General features: G+C 69.0%; 10 protein-coding genes and 1 pseudogene. 6 read left to right on the top strand and 5 right to left on the bottom strand.

Annotated elements, in window-relative coordinates; genetic code table 11:
• Positions 1 to 18 precede the first annotated feature (18 nt).
• Together OG386_RS42855 and OG386_RS42850 are read left to right on the top strand one after the other, a co-directional pair.
• Positions 19 to 2,736: an NACHT domain-containing protein gene (locus OG386_RS42855; protein ID WP_328792718.1), complete on the top strand. Its 2,718-nt coding sequence runs from the start codon at positions 19 to 21 to the stop codon at positions 2,734 to 2,736.
• Between the two features lie 67 nt (positions 2,737 to 2,803).
• Positions 2,804 to 3,839 (top strand): annotated as a pseudogene (locus OG386_RS42850) (IS701 family transposase).
• A gap of 65 nt (positions 3,840 to 3,904) precedes the next feature.
• Here OG386_RS42850 and OG386_RS42845 read toward each other — a convergent pair.
• Positions 3,905 to 4,303 (bottom strand): imine reductase family protein, encoded by a 399-nt coding sequence (locus OG386_RS42845; RefSeq protein ID WP_328792717.1) that lies wholly within the window; start codon positions 4,301 to 4,303, stop codon positions 3,905 to 3,907.
• 290 nt (positions 4,304 to 4,593) lie between these two features.
• On the opposite strand from OG386_RS42845, the gene OG386_RS42840 reads away from it, so the two are divergent.
• The 3 genes from OG386_RS42840 (at position 4,594) to OG386_RS42830 (ending at position 6,971) form a co-directional block, all read left to right on the top strand.
• Positions 4,594 to 5,166: a hypothetical protein gene (locus tag OG386_RS42840; RefSeq protein WP_328792716.1), complete on the top strand. Its 573-nt coding sequence runs from the start codon at positions 4,594 to 4,596 to the stop codon at positions 5,164 to 5,166.
• A gap of 5 nt (positions 5,167 to 5,171) precedes the next feature.
• Entirely contained in the window at positions 5,172 to 5,714 is a 543-nt protein-coding gene (locus OG386_RS42835) for a hypothetical protein (protein ID WP_328792715.1), read from the top strand.
• A 339-nt stretch (positions 5,715 to 6,053) separates the two neighbouring features.
• The gene (locus OG386_RS42830) at positions 6,054 to 6,971 is read left to right on the top strand and encodes a hypothetical protein (protein ID WP_328792714.1); all 918 of its coding nucleotides are present in this window, start codon (positions 6,054 to 6,056) and stop codon (positions 6,969 to 6,971) included.
• Positions 6,972 to 7,857: 886 nt separating this feature from the next.
• Here the strand turns inward: OG386_RS42830 and OG386_RS42825 are convergent.
• From OG386_RS42825 to OG386_RS42810, 4 genes are all read right to left on the bottom strand, one after another.
• Positions 7,858 to 9,030, bottom strand: coding sequence for an SMI1/KNR4 family protein (locus tag OG386_RS42825; protein WP_328792713.1), 1,173 nt, complete (start codon positions 9,028 to 9,030; stop codon positions 7,858 to 7,860).
• A gap of 176 nt (positions 9,031 to 9,206) precedes the next feature.
• The gene (locus OG386_RS42820) at positions 9,207 to 9,788 is read right to left on the bottom strand and encodes a hypothetical protein (RefSeq protein ID WP_328792712.1); all 582 of its coding nucleotides are present in this window, start codon (positions 9,786 to 9,788) and stop codon (positions 9,207 to 9,209) included.
• A gap of 1,083 nt (positions 9,789 to 10,871) precedes the next feature.
• Complete coding sequence (locus tag OG386_RS42815) at positions 10,872 to 11,522, bottom strand: HAD family hydrolase (protein WP_328792711.1); 651 nt, start codon at positions 11,520 to 11,522, stop codon at positions 10,872 to 10,874.
• A gap of 1,168 nt (positions 11,523 to 12,690) precedes the next feature.
• Positions 12,691 to 13,089: a hypothetical protein gene (locus OG386_RS42810; protein WP_328792710.1), complete on the bottom strand. Its 399-nt coding sequence runs from the start codon at positions 13,087 to 13,089 to the stop codon at positions 12,691 to 12,693.
• Positions 13,090 to 13,946: 857 nt separating this feature from the next.
• On the opposite strand from OG386_RS42810, the gene OG386_RS42805 reads away from it, so the two are divergent.
• Positions 13,947 to 14,582, top strand: coding sequence for a hypothetical protein (locus OG386_RS42805; RefSeq protein ID WP_328792709.1), 636 nt, complete (start codon positions 13,947 to 13,949; stop codon positions 14,580 to 14,582).
• Positions 14,583 to 14,756 lie beyond the last annotated feature (174 nt).

The following is a 14,756-nucleotide window of genomic DNA, read 5'->3' as shown; positions in this document are numbered from 1 at the left end:
ACAAGGTCAGGGGGCAGGGTGTCCGATACGGGGCCAGCACGGCGCGACAGCGCCAACAGGGAACTGAAGAATCGGCTGAAGGGCGCTCTGGCCCGTCTGAAGCTGAAGCAGGCCGACATCGTCAGGCAGGCACAGCTCAACGGCGAGTCGGTCGGTAAGGCGACGGTCAGCAACGCGCTCAACCTCGACAAGGGGCCGCCAGAGGCCGCTACTCTCAGGGCGATTCTCAACGCAGCGGGTATTGACGGCACGGAGAGAGACGAACTGTCCCGTCTGCGCGATCAGGCGGAACCCCGTGGCACGACCCAACTGGAGGCGTACCTGGAAGTCGCCGAGAAGGCGGCACGCCGGCACCCCTATCCAGGCGTCCCCGGCGTCCCGAGCCTGCCGGCCCTGGCCGATGTCTACGTGCGCCAGCAGGCTCACACCCCGGCAGCGAGCAACCAGGACGGCCCCTCGGTGCCCGCCGCCGAGGTCTTCCGCGAAGACCGGGCCATGTGCGTACTGCTGGGCGGACCCGGCGGCGGCAAGTCCACCCTGCTTTGCGCTCACCTGGCCGACTCCGCCGACAGCTGGCTGGGCGGCAGGACCGGCGAGACGATCCCGGTCATGGTGAGCGCCGCCGCTCTGATCGGCACGGACCCGTTGCCCACGGTCCTCGCCAGAACCGTGACTGCCAACCTGCGGCAGGTCGGGCTGCTCGATGAGCTGACAGCCGACTTCTTCCGCCACCCGCCACGAGCCGGGGTGTCCTGGCTGGTCCTGGTCGACGGCATCGACGAGATCCCCGACACAGATACCCGCAACGCTGTTCTGGCGATGCTCGCCGGCGCAGCTGCGGCCGCGCCGGGTCTGTACCGGTTCGTCGTAGCGACCCGCCCCCTGCCCGCAGCAGAACTCGGCACCCTGGGCCGGCACGTGCCGCGCTACGAACTACAGCCCTTCTCCCGCGACGACCTGCACACCTACGCCACACACTGGTTCCGCCCCCTGGACGACCCTGTCCGCCACGTCGAGGCATTCATCGCCGGCCTCAAGCACTCCCGCCTGGAAGTCCTGGCCCGCATCCCGCTGATGGCCCTCGTGCTCTGCCAGCTCTACGCGGCTGATCCCATCCGTCCCCTGCCCAACGGCCGTACCGGTGCCTACCAGTCGTTCGTCGAGCTGATCTACGAACAGAACGCCCACAAGAACATCATGAATACCCATGACGAGGCCATCCGACGGCTGAAGGACCGCCACCAGATCCCCAGGGACAACCAGGCCGCCGAGCAGGCCGCCGAACAGGTGCGCGAGCACTTGCCCGAACTGATTGACCACCTCGCCTACGAAAGGGTCAACGGCAGCACCGCACCCGCCGTCGAAATCCTGGCCTCACACCTTCAGGCCAACCGTCCACAGAAAGTCAAGGAGCACCTCTGGCACGCGTTCCTGGGCGACCTCCTGCGGCCCACCGGCATCCTGACCCAGCGCGCAGACGACCTCGACTTCCTCCACCAGACCTTCCTCGAGTTCCATGCCGCCCGCCACGCCACGCGCGACGAGGCAGCTCGTGTCCAGCTGCTCCACGATCTGTTCCCCCACCAAGAACCCTCCGCCATCGAAAGTCCCCCACAGCCTCCGCGCCGCCCCCCGTCCTACCTCGGATTCCTCCTCGACGGTCTCCTCAGCGCCGGGGACAGCACCGCGACTGAGACGACTCGGCGATTGGAAATCCTGGCGGAACGCGGGGAACTGGAAACGATCCAGTCCCTCGTCGTGCAGGTGCTGGGCCTGAAGACGAACCTTCCCCTGAAGCCCATCGCCCACCGTCTTCGCCGCCTGGTCGAGCAGCCCAGCATCTACGATCCGTTCGAAATCCGCGTGAAGGCGGCCGGGTGGCTTTCCATGCTGGATGGACATCTGGAGGCCGGTGCGGACCTGCTGATCCAACGCGTTGAGGACGACGACGCCAGGATCTGGGATCGCGTGGCAGCAGCCGGCACCCTGGGTCAGCTAGAGGGATATCAAGAGACTGGTGCCTCGTGGCTGACCCTCTTTGTTCGGGCCACCTTGCTCGAAGCGGACGAGCGTTCGTTGGCTGCTGGGATGTTGGCTCGGGTGGAGGGATATCAGCAGGCCGGTGTGACCTGGCTCGCACGCTTCACCGCAGACACCAGCCTCAAGGTGCACGATCGCATGCAAGCCGCCAAGGCGTTGACTGAGGTACGTGACGAGAGGGAAGCGGGAGCGGCATGGCTTGCCCGCTTCGCCGAAGACGCCACAGTCGATGACTACGACCGTGTGTGGTCGGCCTGGCAACTGGCCCTGATGGACGAGTATGAGGAAGCCGCGGCGACAATGCTGACCCGCTTCGTGGAAGAGACCACCTTCAACGGGGAGGATCGTATTTGGGCGGCCTGGGGGCTGGCTCAGCTGGATGGACACCGAGAAGCCGGCATCATGTGGCTGATGCGCTTTGCCAGAGACCCCGCCCTTAGCAGTAAGGCTGGTCAACAACTGGCTAGTGTAGACAAGGATGCATACGCATCGCTGCTGATCAGCATCATGGAAGACACCACGCAGACCGATTTCGGACGTGCACTGGCGGCTTGGAATTTGTCTGATACGGACGGACACCGACAGGCCGGTGCCACTTGGCTCGCCCGCTTCAGCGGGAGCACCGAACCGATCTGCCCATCGGAAGCATTCGAACGCGTGTGGAAACGCTCTCGTTCCAACCACCGAGCCGAGTGACGCCTGTGTTCGTTGGGGGATCCGACAACGGTCAGAAGAGGAAACGGCCAAGTTCCAGCCGTAGATCGTGATCTTGCTGATAGGGCCGGTGCGGAACCGTATCGCGGGCCGGTTCGCCCGGTACGAACCGCGCTTGCGGCCGGGCGGTTGGTGCTGGGCCTGCTGTCGGACCTGCCGTGCAAGAACTGTGGACGATCGCCGAGTGGGTCGGGGAAACCGGCCCGCACGGCATGCAGCACATGCAGCACCCGCTGAGCAGGGCCTCCTGGGACGCTGACGCCGTCCGCGACGAGGTGCGCGTATACGTCGTCGAGCACCTCCATGACGAGGCCGCTGTGCTGGTCGTTGACGCGACCGGCAACGTGAAGAACGGCACCCCCGCCGTCGGCGTCCAGCGCCAGTACACCGGCACCGCCGGAAGGGTCGCGAACTCCCAGGTCGCCGTCTACCTCGTGTACGCCGGCGAGCGCGGGCACGCGACGGTGGACCGGGAGCCGTACGTCCCGCGCTCCTGGACGTGCGACCCGGACCGCTGCCGGGCCGCGGGGCTCGGCGAGGACGCCGTCTTCGCGACGAAGCCGGGACTGGCCCGGGTAATGGTCGAAGGGTTCCTGACCGCCGGACACCGCATCGGCTGGGTCACGGGTGACGAGGTCTACGGCGGCAACCCGAAACGGCGGACGGCTTTGGAGGAACGCGGCATCGGATACGTCCTTGCCGTGGCCTGCTCGGCCGAAGTACCCATCGGCGCAGGCACGTTCCGTGCCGATGCTTTGGTGAAGAAGGTGCCGAAACGAGCTTGGCAGAGGCTCTCGGTCGGACGCGAAGCAAAGGGACAGCGGTTCTACGACTGGGCTGTCATCGGCCTCGCCGAAGCGGCACGGGGCCGCCACCAGTTGCTGATCCGGTGCAACCACGGTCCGCTGGACCCGACGACCTGATCCCGCTGACCTGCAACGAGATCCGGCGTCTGTTCATCACCATCGCTGTCCGGCCCGATCACGGCCCGGCCCATCGGCTCAACTGGTCCGCCTGGCGCCGCCACCACCAGGCACGATCACGAGCCGGTCATTTGCCGGCGACAAGCCGCATCCCAGACATGAAGATCACGACCTACAGCTGGAGTACTGGCCCAGCGACGGCGCCCCGTCCTGGCTGAGAGGCGGGTTCAGCCGCGGAGGAGTTCGGCGACGTGGGCGTAGGAGTCGTCCGCGTAACCGGCCGCCATGCCCCGGCGCGCGATCTCATGGGCGGCAGAGATCACCGTACTGTCGACGCCCCAGCTGCGCGAGGCCTCGAGGACATGGGACATGATCGCCGCCGCCGAGCGGAGGTTGGAGCCCCCGGCGGGGTAGCTGCCGGTGTCGACCTGCTCGGCGAACGCGTCGATCACGTCGGGCAGGAGCGCGGCGACGCCCTTGGCGTAGGGGGCCAGGTCGGATGCGGTGACGCCCTCGGACCCGGCGAGGGCGAAGGCGTGGACGACGCCGGTCAGTGCCGTCCAGAGGATGTCGAGCAGTGCGACGTCGTGCGCCCCCGCACGGCCCGGGTCCGTGCCCAGGTGCAACGCGCGCCGGGCGATTTCGGCCGGGGTTTTGGTGGATGTGAGGGTTGGTGCGCCACCTCTAGCTCTCGGGTTTCGGGGCGCGCGCCATCGGCTGATCTGCCGCTTCATCGGTGCCGATCTGGCTTCGGAGAAAGGCGCGGGCGCCTGGCGGTCGAACTCTTGGGGTCGGCTGCACAGTGTCACGGGACCGGTGGGCAACGCCCTAGCCAGCCAGGTAGAACACCCCCATCCGAGCGACGCGGGAACGGTGAAACGATCCGGTCCGAAATCCGCTCCTTACTGTGACGGGCATGAAGCCGTTACGGATCACGCTCACGGTTACTTTGTTGGTCGCCGGTCTGACAGCGGCTGCGCCTCCGCTGGCCCCGGACGCATCCGCCGAGGCCGCAGCGGCGTACGCGGCGTGCTGGACGAAGTACTCAGGTGGGCAGGCCGCAGACTCCCGCGGTAACTCCTCCGTCGACGGGAAGGAACTCACGTACGACGACGCGACGAGCCTTGACGACGCCCTGTCGCACGCAGTGCGGTCCTGGAACCTCGGCACGGTCAGGATCCGCAAGGATGACGCGACGAGCTATGCCGACGTCGAGTTCAAGGACACGAACCGCACGGACGGGCAGTGGCGCGACCTGTACGGCTACTGGGAGCACGGGCCGGGCACCGACGTGATCTGGCTGAACCTGGCGAACCTGACGACGACCGAGGCCAGGCGGAAGACTGCCGCGCACGAGCTGGGACACGCTCTCGGCTTCTGCCATAAGGATCCGTCGAGATACGCCACGCTGATGGCACCGCACACCGGTGATATGGCGTCGGCACCGACGGCTCAGGACAAGAAGAACTACGCGCTGCTGTGGGGATGATGACCGTGAAGAAGAAGACCTGGGCCCTGGCCGGTGCCACGCTCGTCCTTGCCGCCGTCGCACTGGGCGCCGCGAAAGTCGTACTCGAGCCGGGCCTTCCCCCGACTTCGTCGGCGGACGTCGGCTACCGGGCCACCGACGACCGCGAGGTCGCCGGTCACGCCGACGAGCTGGTGTGGGTGCGGATCACCGGCAGCAGCGAGCACGCCCCGCTCTTCGGCGGTGGGCCGGTCCGCGTCGACTACCGGGCCCAGGTGGATAGGGCGTTCAAGGGCGCGCCGCCGGCCTCGGTGACGGTGAGCGTCGTGTACGCGGACGGCGACAGGACCCGGATGGCCGAAGGCCGGTCCTATGTGATCGCCATGGCACACGGCGCTCATGAGGAGGAACGCTGGATGCTCCCGGGAAGCGTCCCCGTGGACACGCCTTCGCTGGAGGACACCGGAGACTCCCGGCAGGGCGAGCACAATGCGTCGCTGCGCGAGGCGGCACCGGCGAACCAGGGAGCTCGTTGGGCACAGGCCGTGGCCCAGCACATCGAACGCTGATTCCGTCCAGCAGGTGACCTCCGGTACCGCGCGAGCCTTGGCGGTCCCGGCCCGGGGTGCTCTCGTCCGGGTCGAAGCGTGCAACTCCGAATCGGCCACCGGCCATCCGTCAGGCACGGCCGCCCCGAGAAGCCCAGGTGGACCACGGCCGACGCCCCATCGCCGGTGTGCTCCGGCCAAGGCTGGGTAAGCCTCCGTTCGGAACGGCTTGCCCAGCCTGCCCGCAGACAACGCTGCGCAAAGGAACGCAGGGTTGTGGACTGGCCGGTCTCTTGTGTCTGGGCTGCGGCTTGCCCGACCGTTTGGGGATCTGTTGCGCAGCTCGGGGGGAGTATGGGCTTGGGGAACAATCGGGTGCGGCTCAGCGGTGGTGCGGCGTGGCAGACGGACTTCCGTCGCCGGACCACCGGCCGGGCTCCCAGGACCGCGATGGAGATCGCCACGGTCCGCCGCACGCTGAATCACACCCTGACCGAACTGAAGCGGGCCATCGACCGGTATGCGGTCGCGGTCGCCGCCGACCTGTACGCCCTGGCATGGCAGCAGGCGGCCGGAGCTCCACCGAGTGAGACCCGCGAGCAGCGGGCAGAGCTGCAGGGCCTCAAAGAGATCCTGGGCTCTCGCCGGTGGCAGGAGGAAGAACGACGCCAGGCCGCCGCGGCACCCTCGAAGGCCGTCCCACCACAGCCCGAACAGGCAGTCGCAGCGCCCAAAGTGCGACCGGACGTCGCCCGGGCCGGCGACTCCTCTGCTGTCCAGCCGCCGCGCCGGAAGATCACGCCGTCTGCGGCACCTCGGCGTTCCTCCGTACCACCCCAGGCCCCCACCCCCGCTCTGGCTCCGGTGCCAATGCCGGTGCCGGTGCCGGTGAAGCCCTGCCCGTCCTGCAGGAACGAGCCGGCGCTCCTGGAGACCGGACAACTGTGGGAAATCGCGACCACATTACGGCCCCTGCTCGAACAGACCGCCCGCGCCGGCTCCACCACCACCTGGCCCCAGATCCACAAACGCCTGCCCGGCATGCCCCGCTTCCACGCCGACGACCAATGCGTGCTCCTGTGGCTGGTCGACGAAGACAGCCGCAAGGAAGAACCTCTCATGTCCGCACTCGTCGCGGTCGGGGACCGCCAGCTGCACCCCCGCTTCCCAGCCGTCGCCGAACAGCTCGGCTGGAGATGCCCGGCCGACACCCAGCAGCACACCGCATGGAGCTACGAAGTCCTCAAGGTCCACCAGCACTGGCGCCACCGGCACTGACGGCCTGCGTTCCCACCTGCGCACCGAGCCCGGGACAAGCCGCAAGACGCTGTGGGAGGGCTTGCCCAGGCTCGCCTTGGGCTTGCCCCGCCGGTTGGGCCGGCTCTCACGGCACGCAAGCCCATGCCGGATGGCTTGTCACCCCGTCGTGCTTACCGCGCCTCGGCCGTGCTGGCAGGGAGCGACGGTCCTCGCCGAGGCCGATAACGCCACGCCTGACAATCGCCCCCGTCGCGGGCCAGCAGAGGCCCGTGAGCCGGTACTCACTCCCCCGACGACGCGGGCTCGCTCGTGGAAGGCTGCCTCCCTCGTTCCTGGGGCCGCCGGCCGCCCGCCGTCGGTCGAGCCGACCGCGGCGGTCCACCGGCATCTGTCTTCACGTGATGCCGGTATGGGCGCGGCGTACCTGTGGCGGCGGCCGGGCACTGCTGGATGCTGCCGACCGGGGCGGTGGCCGGCGACCTGTGACGGCAGCCGAGGACCTTGCCCGCGGTTGGCAGCGCCACGGGGCTGGGAGCAGCCCCAGGCGGCTACTCGCAGTGGCCGTTGCACCCGTCTTCCGGGTAGCCTGGCGTTGAAGCGCCCTGAGGAGACGGTGTCCCACCCGGACGGCCTGCGCCCTAGTGGGCGTACCGACGCACGGTGGCTGTCACCGAGCCCGTGATGACCTGCGGTTATGTGGGTGCACGGGGTAGTTGTCACCGAATCAGCGCGCTACGTGGCACCACCGAACCTCTGCAGCATGGTTCTCGGCCGTTGGCTGTCTCATCCACCCGAAGTAGGACGGCACGGGCATCGCCTCGGCCGGCGCATCGTCAACGGCGGCGCGAGCACGACACCCAGCGCACCGGGCAACCGGGCAACCGGGCAACCGTCAGCCGAGGGCTCACCAGTAGGCGTGGTCGTCCCAGGGCCGGAAGTCCGCGAACTCGACAGGGTCGTCGTCCTCGTCCAGGGTGGCGAACCCATGCGTGACCAGCATGCCGCGTTGCCAGTCGAGGAGGGTGTCGATCAGGCCGCCTTCGAGTGGCGGTCCCTGGTCAGCGTGGCGGGGCCAGACGATCAGCGGCCATGTGTCGGGATCCCCGCCCTTGGTGAGCCATCCGAGGTAGTCGCCGTCGATGGAGTTGGCGAAGGGGAGGAAGCCGCCGGGCTCGGGCCAGACGGCCAGCGGGTACCAGCCCGCGTTGGCGTCCTTGAGCTGCCGGTAGGCGTCCGCTGTGTCCTCGACGTGCGTGAGGAAACGCCGCTTGCCGGTCCGGAGCGGGGTGTGCAAACGCAGCCACCCGCTCCAGATGCCGGCGCCGTACCCGTCCATCAGCCGCACGTACTCCCCGGGCAGCCGTGTGCCCAGCTCGGCGAACAGCCCCTCCCAGGAGCCGTTGCCGAGGTACGGCCGCTCGGGTGGCGGCGACAGCAGCCTCAGTGCGTCCAGCCCCGTGCCGGTCTCCAGCGCGATTCGGTGCTCGGCCTCAGTGAGTCGAGGCGGGACAGGCGCGGGCGGGGTCCACGCCTGGGCGTCGGGAAGGAAGACGGTCCGCGCGACCGTGCCCGGCAGCGGGCCCAGCAGCGGGCCGGGAGGAGAAGGGAGCTCCCAGGTGTCGCGGACGGTGTGCCGCAGATAGTCGGTGAGCGTCAGGTCGTACGGGTGCCACCGGAGCAGGCCACTGCCCGGCACCGCCCCCGAGTGCCGGACCATCACGGTCCACTTGTCGGGGTCGACGGAGGCCGAGGTGTCCCAGAACAACACGTCGCTGCCCCGCGTGCAGCCCCAGGCCAATAGGCCGCCGGGCTCGGGGTGGAACACGGGCCGCTCGGCCTCGGGCAGCTCCCGCGCCTCGATCCGCGCCTGCCGGTGCGTCGCGCGCAGCAGCTCGCCGTAGTCGAAGCGGTCCTGCTGGACGCACGGCACGTGGATCCACACGTACTCACCGAAGTCCAGCGGCCCGTACCGGTCGGCGAGCCGCTTGTAGTCAGCCGGCAGCCGCAGTCCGAGCCAGTCCTCGACGGACGCCCAGTCGATGGGTCCAGGGGAGACGGTCGGATTCGAGGCGTTCAACGACGGCGTCTACCTCCTCGACCCCGCGCTCCAGCACCCCGCCGACCGCCGCGACGCCCTGGCAGAAGCACTTCGGCCGCCGGTAGGGACCCCACTGGCCCACTACGGCCCGTGGATCGAGCTTCCGAGACGGTCAGCGGCGACCCGCGAGCCGTCCGGTGCCCACAGGCGTCGTGTCAGGCGGGGGCTATGAGGGTGAGTAGCGCCCGGATCTCGCCCACCCGTTGGTGGCTGGGATGGAGGTAGCGTTCGCATGCGGTCAGCGCCCGCTGGGCCTCTTCCCTCGCCTCGTCGTGGCGGCCCAGGCCGTGCAGGGCGACGGCAGTGGCGAGCTCGTGCACTCCGGAGTCGGCGGGAGACGACTCGGGGTGGTGCCCGCCGGACTCGGCCAGGGCCTCCTGATGACGCTCCTGGCCCGACAGACTGCGAAGCAACAGGACATGCAGACCGAACGCCAGGTCTCCCTCGGCCCGTGGCAGATGCCCACGGGCGATCGTCTCCGCCTCCTCATACCGGCCCAGCGCGCACAGGACATCACCCATGCACACCAAAGCATCCAGTTCCAGCGCCCAGACATCGGTCACGTACATGGTCCGCGTCAACGTCCACAGAACGGCCCCAACCTCGGCCTCCGCCTCAGCGGGTCGGCCCTCGTCGATCAGCACCCACGCGCGGAACAGCCGGGCCTTCAGCAGCAGCAACCGGCTCGCGCCGGTCAGCTGATCCAGTTCGGCGATCAGGCCTTCTAGTTCAGCCAACACCGCCGCTCCCCGGCCGTGAAGGACCGCCGCCAGAATGGCGTAGTACCTGCCCTGCCAAACAACCCATGGCCGCCGATCGCGCCCCCGCACACCCTCACGAGCAGCGACGACGGCCCGCGCCCGTGCCTCCGCCGCCTCGAACGAGCCCTCCCACACAAGGCGGTGGGCATCGTCGATCGCCGCTTGGTGCCACGGCGCCCCACCACCCCTCGCCCATGCCACCCAGCAAGACACACCCCACAACCGACTTCGCAACGTCATGAACAGCGAGAATACGTTTCCGCTTGAACCCGTCACCGCCGGGTGGCGCCATCCTCGACGCGGGCTAAACGCCGTATCCGGCTCCGTCCGGCGGGCGTCGCCGGGGTCTTCACCACTCAGACGGCGGCGCGCCCTTGCCGGGTACGGCAGAGCATCCGGCCGAGCCGGGGTGGACGAGCCGGGTGCCACCGACGCTCCTCACCCCGGGCAGCACGCTCCAACGCCCCCAGAGGACAACGGTGCCCGCCCCCGGCCTGATCGCGGGGCCGGGCAAACGGGATACCAGCGCGGGAGCAGCTATCCGAGCCAGACGATGTTCAGGACCGTCAGGCGGCGCAGCGGCCGGTTCACCCAGTAAGCGAGGGAGAGCGGCACGGCGGGCCGTGTACCGCCCTGCTGGGAACCTGTCCGGTGTGTCCGACCGCAACATCGTCATCCGGCGCCACCCCCACTCTTGAGACCGGAGGTGGCGGGGTGATCGACCGGAACGACATCGGGCACGCGTCCAGGACGTACACGGCAGGACCGGGATCCTGCGGGACATCGACCCTGTATCGGAAGACCCTCCGACCCACCCTGCGGACCCGAATGGCACGCCGACCCACCCCTGTCACCCGGATGTGAGGGGTTGATCCTGACACCTGACGCTTCGGCCGCCAAGTGCGTCGGCAGCCGTCCCCTGGGGGTGCGCCCAGCAAGGGACGGAACACGTCAGGTGTCAGGAACAGGACCCGCTCCGGGCAGACCCGGGGGAACGGATGGAGCTCCCGGAGCGGTGTGCGTCCCAGTCCCTCAACGACCAGCGGGGTTGGTCGTGCCTTATCTCTCCGCGCTGATGACGTAGTCGATCGCGGTGGCGATGTCCTCGGCGACATGGGTAGGTTGGTAGGAGTCCTGGGCCCATGCCTGTCCGTTAGATACCCAGATGCTTCGAAGCCCGAGCGCATTGGCGCCAGCGATGTCGGCATGCGGGGAATCGCCGATGACCCATGCGCCGGTGAGGGGCACTCCGACGGTAGCGGCGGCAGCGTGGAAGATCTCCGGTTCGGGCTTCTTGCGGCCGACCGTCTCGGAGATCACCCAGCCCTGGACGAGTTGGTCGAGTCCGGTATGGCGGATCTTGGCTTCTTGCTGGGTCGTACGGCCGTTGGTGACGATCACGCAGGTCCAGCCGTCTGCCTGCGCCTTGTCCAGAGCTTCGCGGGAGGAGTCCGTCAGCACGACGCGATCGGCGGCGCCACGGTCAAGCAGGGCATGGATTGCCGTGGCGGGCATGTTGTTCCGGTATCGGTCGGTCATGGCCGCGGCGACCTCGTGGCGGGCGGTATAACCGCTGGCGTCGACGGTCATCACCCACGCCAGGTCCGTGTCGGGCAGGTGGTGCTCTGTGAGGAATGCGGTGACGGCGTCGCGGAAGGCAGCGTCGCGGTCGACCAGGGTGTTGTCGAGGTCCAGCATCAGCAACGGCATGACCGGCAGTAGATCACGGGCGGCGATCTCGGGCAGGCAGGTTTCCTGTCCAGGGTCGACGTGGTCGGCGAGGTAGATCAGGGTGGCCTGCGGGTCCAGCTACCGGCAACCGTTCCTGCTTCTGACCTACGCAGCCATGAGGCCGTTGTCCGGTGACAGCAAACCTGGACGAAGTTGGATGGCCGGGGCCAGATGAGCAACGCTGGACACATGGCCCACGTTCGCTTCTGCACCTCATGTGGGGCTCGGTTGCCAGGGACGCCCCACCCCGGCGCCTCTACTGCGATGACGCCTGCCGAACCCATGCGTACCGGGAGCGAAGGACCGCCAACCGCATGGTGGGACTCGGGCTGATGCTGGGCGAAGCGGAGTGAAACGGCAACACCGGCATGGTCCGGCTGCCGACCCGTACGGTCTGCGGTCGCCTGACCTTCGCAGAAGCAGGCCGCCGCCAGAACGCCGTGACTGCTCGGGGCGGTACAGATCCAGGGCCTGGCGGAACCGTGCATGCCCGATGACAGGTGATCTTGACTGGTTGCCAGGTAAGTTTGGCCGCCCGGTTCAGAGAGGGGTCCGTGGTCCGGATCTCGTCTCGGGCCCAAGATCCTCGTGCTGGAGCGTAGCTCCTTACAGTCACCCCAAGCGTGCCCGCACGACGAGGTGGTGGCGACCGAATGGCGGACCTCAAAGGACGCAACCTTGACGAGCTAGCGTCGCCTTCCACCGCCCTGTCAGCACGTGAGACGGCACAGTCAGCCGAGCTCGACCGCGCGAACGTAGTTGAACTGGGAGTAGTCGCTCGTCAGAAGGCGCATCCCCACTGTCTGCCCTGTAGTGGTATTTAGCCCCCAGCAGCAGTCGCCGAAGGGCTCCAGCGGCACCGTCACAACGTACGGTCCGGACCACGTGTCGCCATCGTCCGCCTCGGCGTAGAACGTGGTGTTCGGCTGAGATGTGACGAGCGCCGTAAACGAGGTGCTGCTGCGTCTGGAAGAGCTCCTGGCTCGCCGCTGACCCCACCGCCTTCCAGGTTCAAGTTCCGCAAGATGCGGCCCCGGCCTCGCCTTCAACCGGGACGCAGTCTTCCGCTGGAGAACGACGTCGTGATCTACCTCAAGCAGGCACAGGCCTCGGCGGCCTCCCGGCACTTCACGGACCAACTGCAGGGTCAGGAGGCTGTCCGATCCTCTTGTTGGCCTCCACCATCTTGGCAGCGTTGTCCACGATCGGTGGTGCGCAGTTCCAGGAGGTCCACCTTCAGCAGGCTCAGCGACTCGCCACCGTGGATGAGCGGGGCGCGGCCGGGGAGACCCACAGCCGGGACCCGGGCGGCGCGGACAGCGGCCGTGATCAGGGAGTGGAGCGTCGCATCCACAAGGCGGCCCACCAGGGCCGTCCCGGGGGCCTGCTTCCAGGAAGTACCGACCGTCAGGCGGTTCAGGTGCCGAACGACGGAATGTCTGCTCTCGCCCTTACGGATGTTCTGCATGCGGGCGGCCGACAGGGGCCACTGGTGTGAGCCGACCAGGAGGCCCGCCTCCCGCCCCAACAGGACGTCCCTGGCCAACGGCACCATCCGGGAGCGCGCGGCCGGGTGCACCTTCAGCTGTTCCAGAGCGGGGCCTGGTCGCCGAGGCCGAGGATGACTTCGCAGACAGGGACACAGCAGCACCGCATTGCCGCACGAATGTTGCACGCGACAGGGCCGACCCGCACCCGCCGGGCTGGCCCTGTCCGCATTGCCGCCCGCGCCCCGCACCGCTCCGTGAACCGGTTCACGGACCTCCACACCCTCGGCCCCACCCCCATGGCGCTCCGCACGGGCGGGGGGTGGCCGTGGCCCGGCGGCGGGTACTCGCGGCCCGGGAGTCCTGCGACGCTGTGCAGGACGGTCCGCTCGCACTCCGGCCACTCCCCCGCCATGCCGGTCCCGTCGCCGACTTCGTCGATCGCCTTCAGCAGCCTCAGCGACCGCTCCCGGTCCGCCTCCCGGCAGGTCGAGCACACCGGCCGCCCAGCGGTGTCCGGCGCCGGCGGAGCGGGGGCGCGGAAGGTGCAGGGCACCCGCGCCACGCGCTGGCCAGCGCCACTGTTCCGGCCGGCAGGCTCAAGGACAGGACGACGGTCTCGTGCCCGGCTCTGTCGGCCCAGGAGCCGCACGCGGCGCCGCCGTCCCCGCCAGCACCGGGCGCCGGTACAGCCCGCCTGCCCGTCATCACCACCGCTCCCCCGTCCAGCGTCTACCGGCCGCGTCCCGCAACACTCGAACCACCGTGCCCGTCATCACCAGGCTCTTGCGTCACCGCCATGTCCCGGTGCTGTAAGGGAACTGGGCTCGGGGCACCCGCCCGCCGAGTCGGCCACTAGCGTGCGGCCATTGGGCCCAGCAGCCCAGCCGACCACCACACCCCGGGAGACTCTGCCATGCCCATCCTTGGTCCCCGCACGCTCCTCGCCACGATCGCCCTCGCAACCACGCTGACGCTCACCGCCTGCGACCCCGCAGCCGAAGCCGAAGCCCCTCCCGCCCCTCCCACCACCACCGCCCCTGTCTCCGCGCCCGCCTCCTCCACCTCGCCCGCCGGTTCGGGCAAGCACACGCTGGCCGAGGCCGCCACCGCCGGCGGGCTCACCAAGGCCACCGGCGCCAGCGCGGTCTCCGACGTCCCGGTTGACCCGGGCGAGATGCGTGACGGCATGCACCTGGTGGTCGCTGACTACAACCGTGCCGGGCAGACCTCCGGCCGCCGCATCCTTTTCGTTGGCGTCGACAGCGTTCCCGAGGACCCGAACAAGCGTCGCGAGCACCTTTGGCGCGGCCTGATCGACTACGCGCTGCAAAACGGCTCCACCGGCACCCCCACCACCGCCAAGCCGTACCAGCCCGGCCCATTCGGCGGATCCCTCGAGTGCCTCAGCCTGCCCGAGTCCGCCAACGCCACCGACGTCATCTGCGGCTGGTCCGACACCACCACCGCCGCCGTCGCGCTCTTCCCCCGCACCACCCCGGCCGACGCCGCCCGCCTGTTCGCCGCCATGCGCGCCGACCTCGAACACTGACCCGCCCCGTCTACCGCACCCCCATGGCCGGGGGCGTCGCACAGGCAGCGGCTCCGCCGGGTGATCCACGCCAGGGTGCGTTCCACGATCCAGCGTTTGGGACTGGCCTTGAAGCCCCTGCTCTTGCGGCGGCCGGGGTGGTCAGGAATCTCCAGGTCGAGGCCGAAGGTCCGG

This window comes from Streptomyces sp. NBC_00273, from assembly GCF_036178145.1.
Taxonomy (GTDB): Bacteria; Actinomycetota; Actinomycetes; order Streptomycetales; family Streptomycetaceae; genus Streptomyces.
Note: the sequence above shows the minus strand (reverse complement) of the source record. Positions and strands in the feature narration are given on the sequence as shown.

Bases quoted from the DNA above. Each gene is read 5' to 3' on its own strand.
- OG386_RS42815 (WP_328792711.1), bottom strand. From the start codon at position 11,522: ATGCCGTTGCTGATGCTGGACCTCGACAACACCCTGGTCGACCGCGAC.
- OG386_RS42805 (WP_328792709.1), top strand. From the start codon at position 13,947: ATGCCCATCCTTGGTCCCCGCACGCTCCTCGCCACGATCGCCCTCGCA.
- OG386_RS42840 (WP_328792716.1), top strand. From the start codon at position 4,594: ATGAAGCCGTTACGGATCACGCTCACGGTTACTTTGTTGGTCGCCGGT.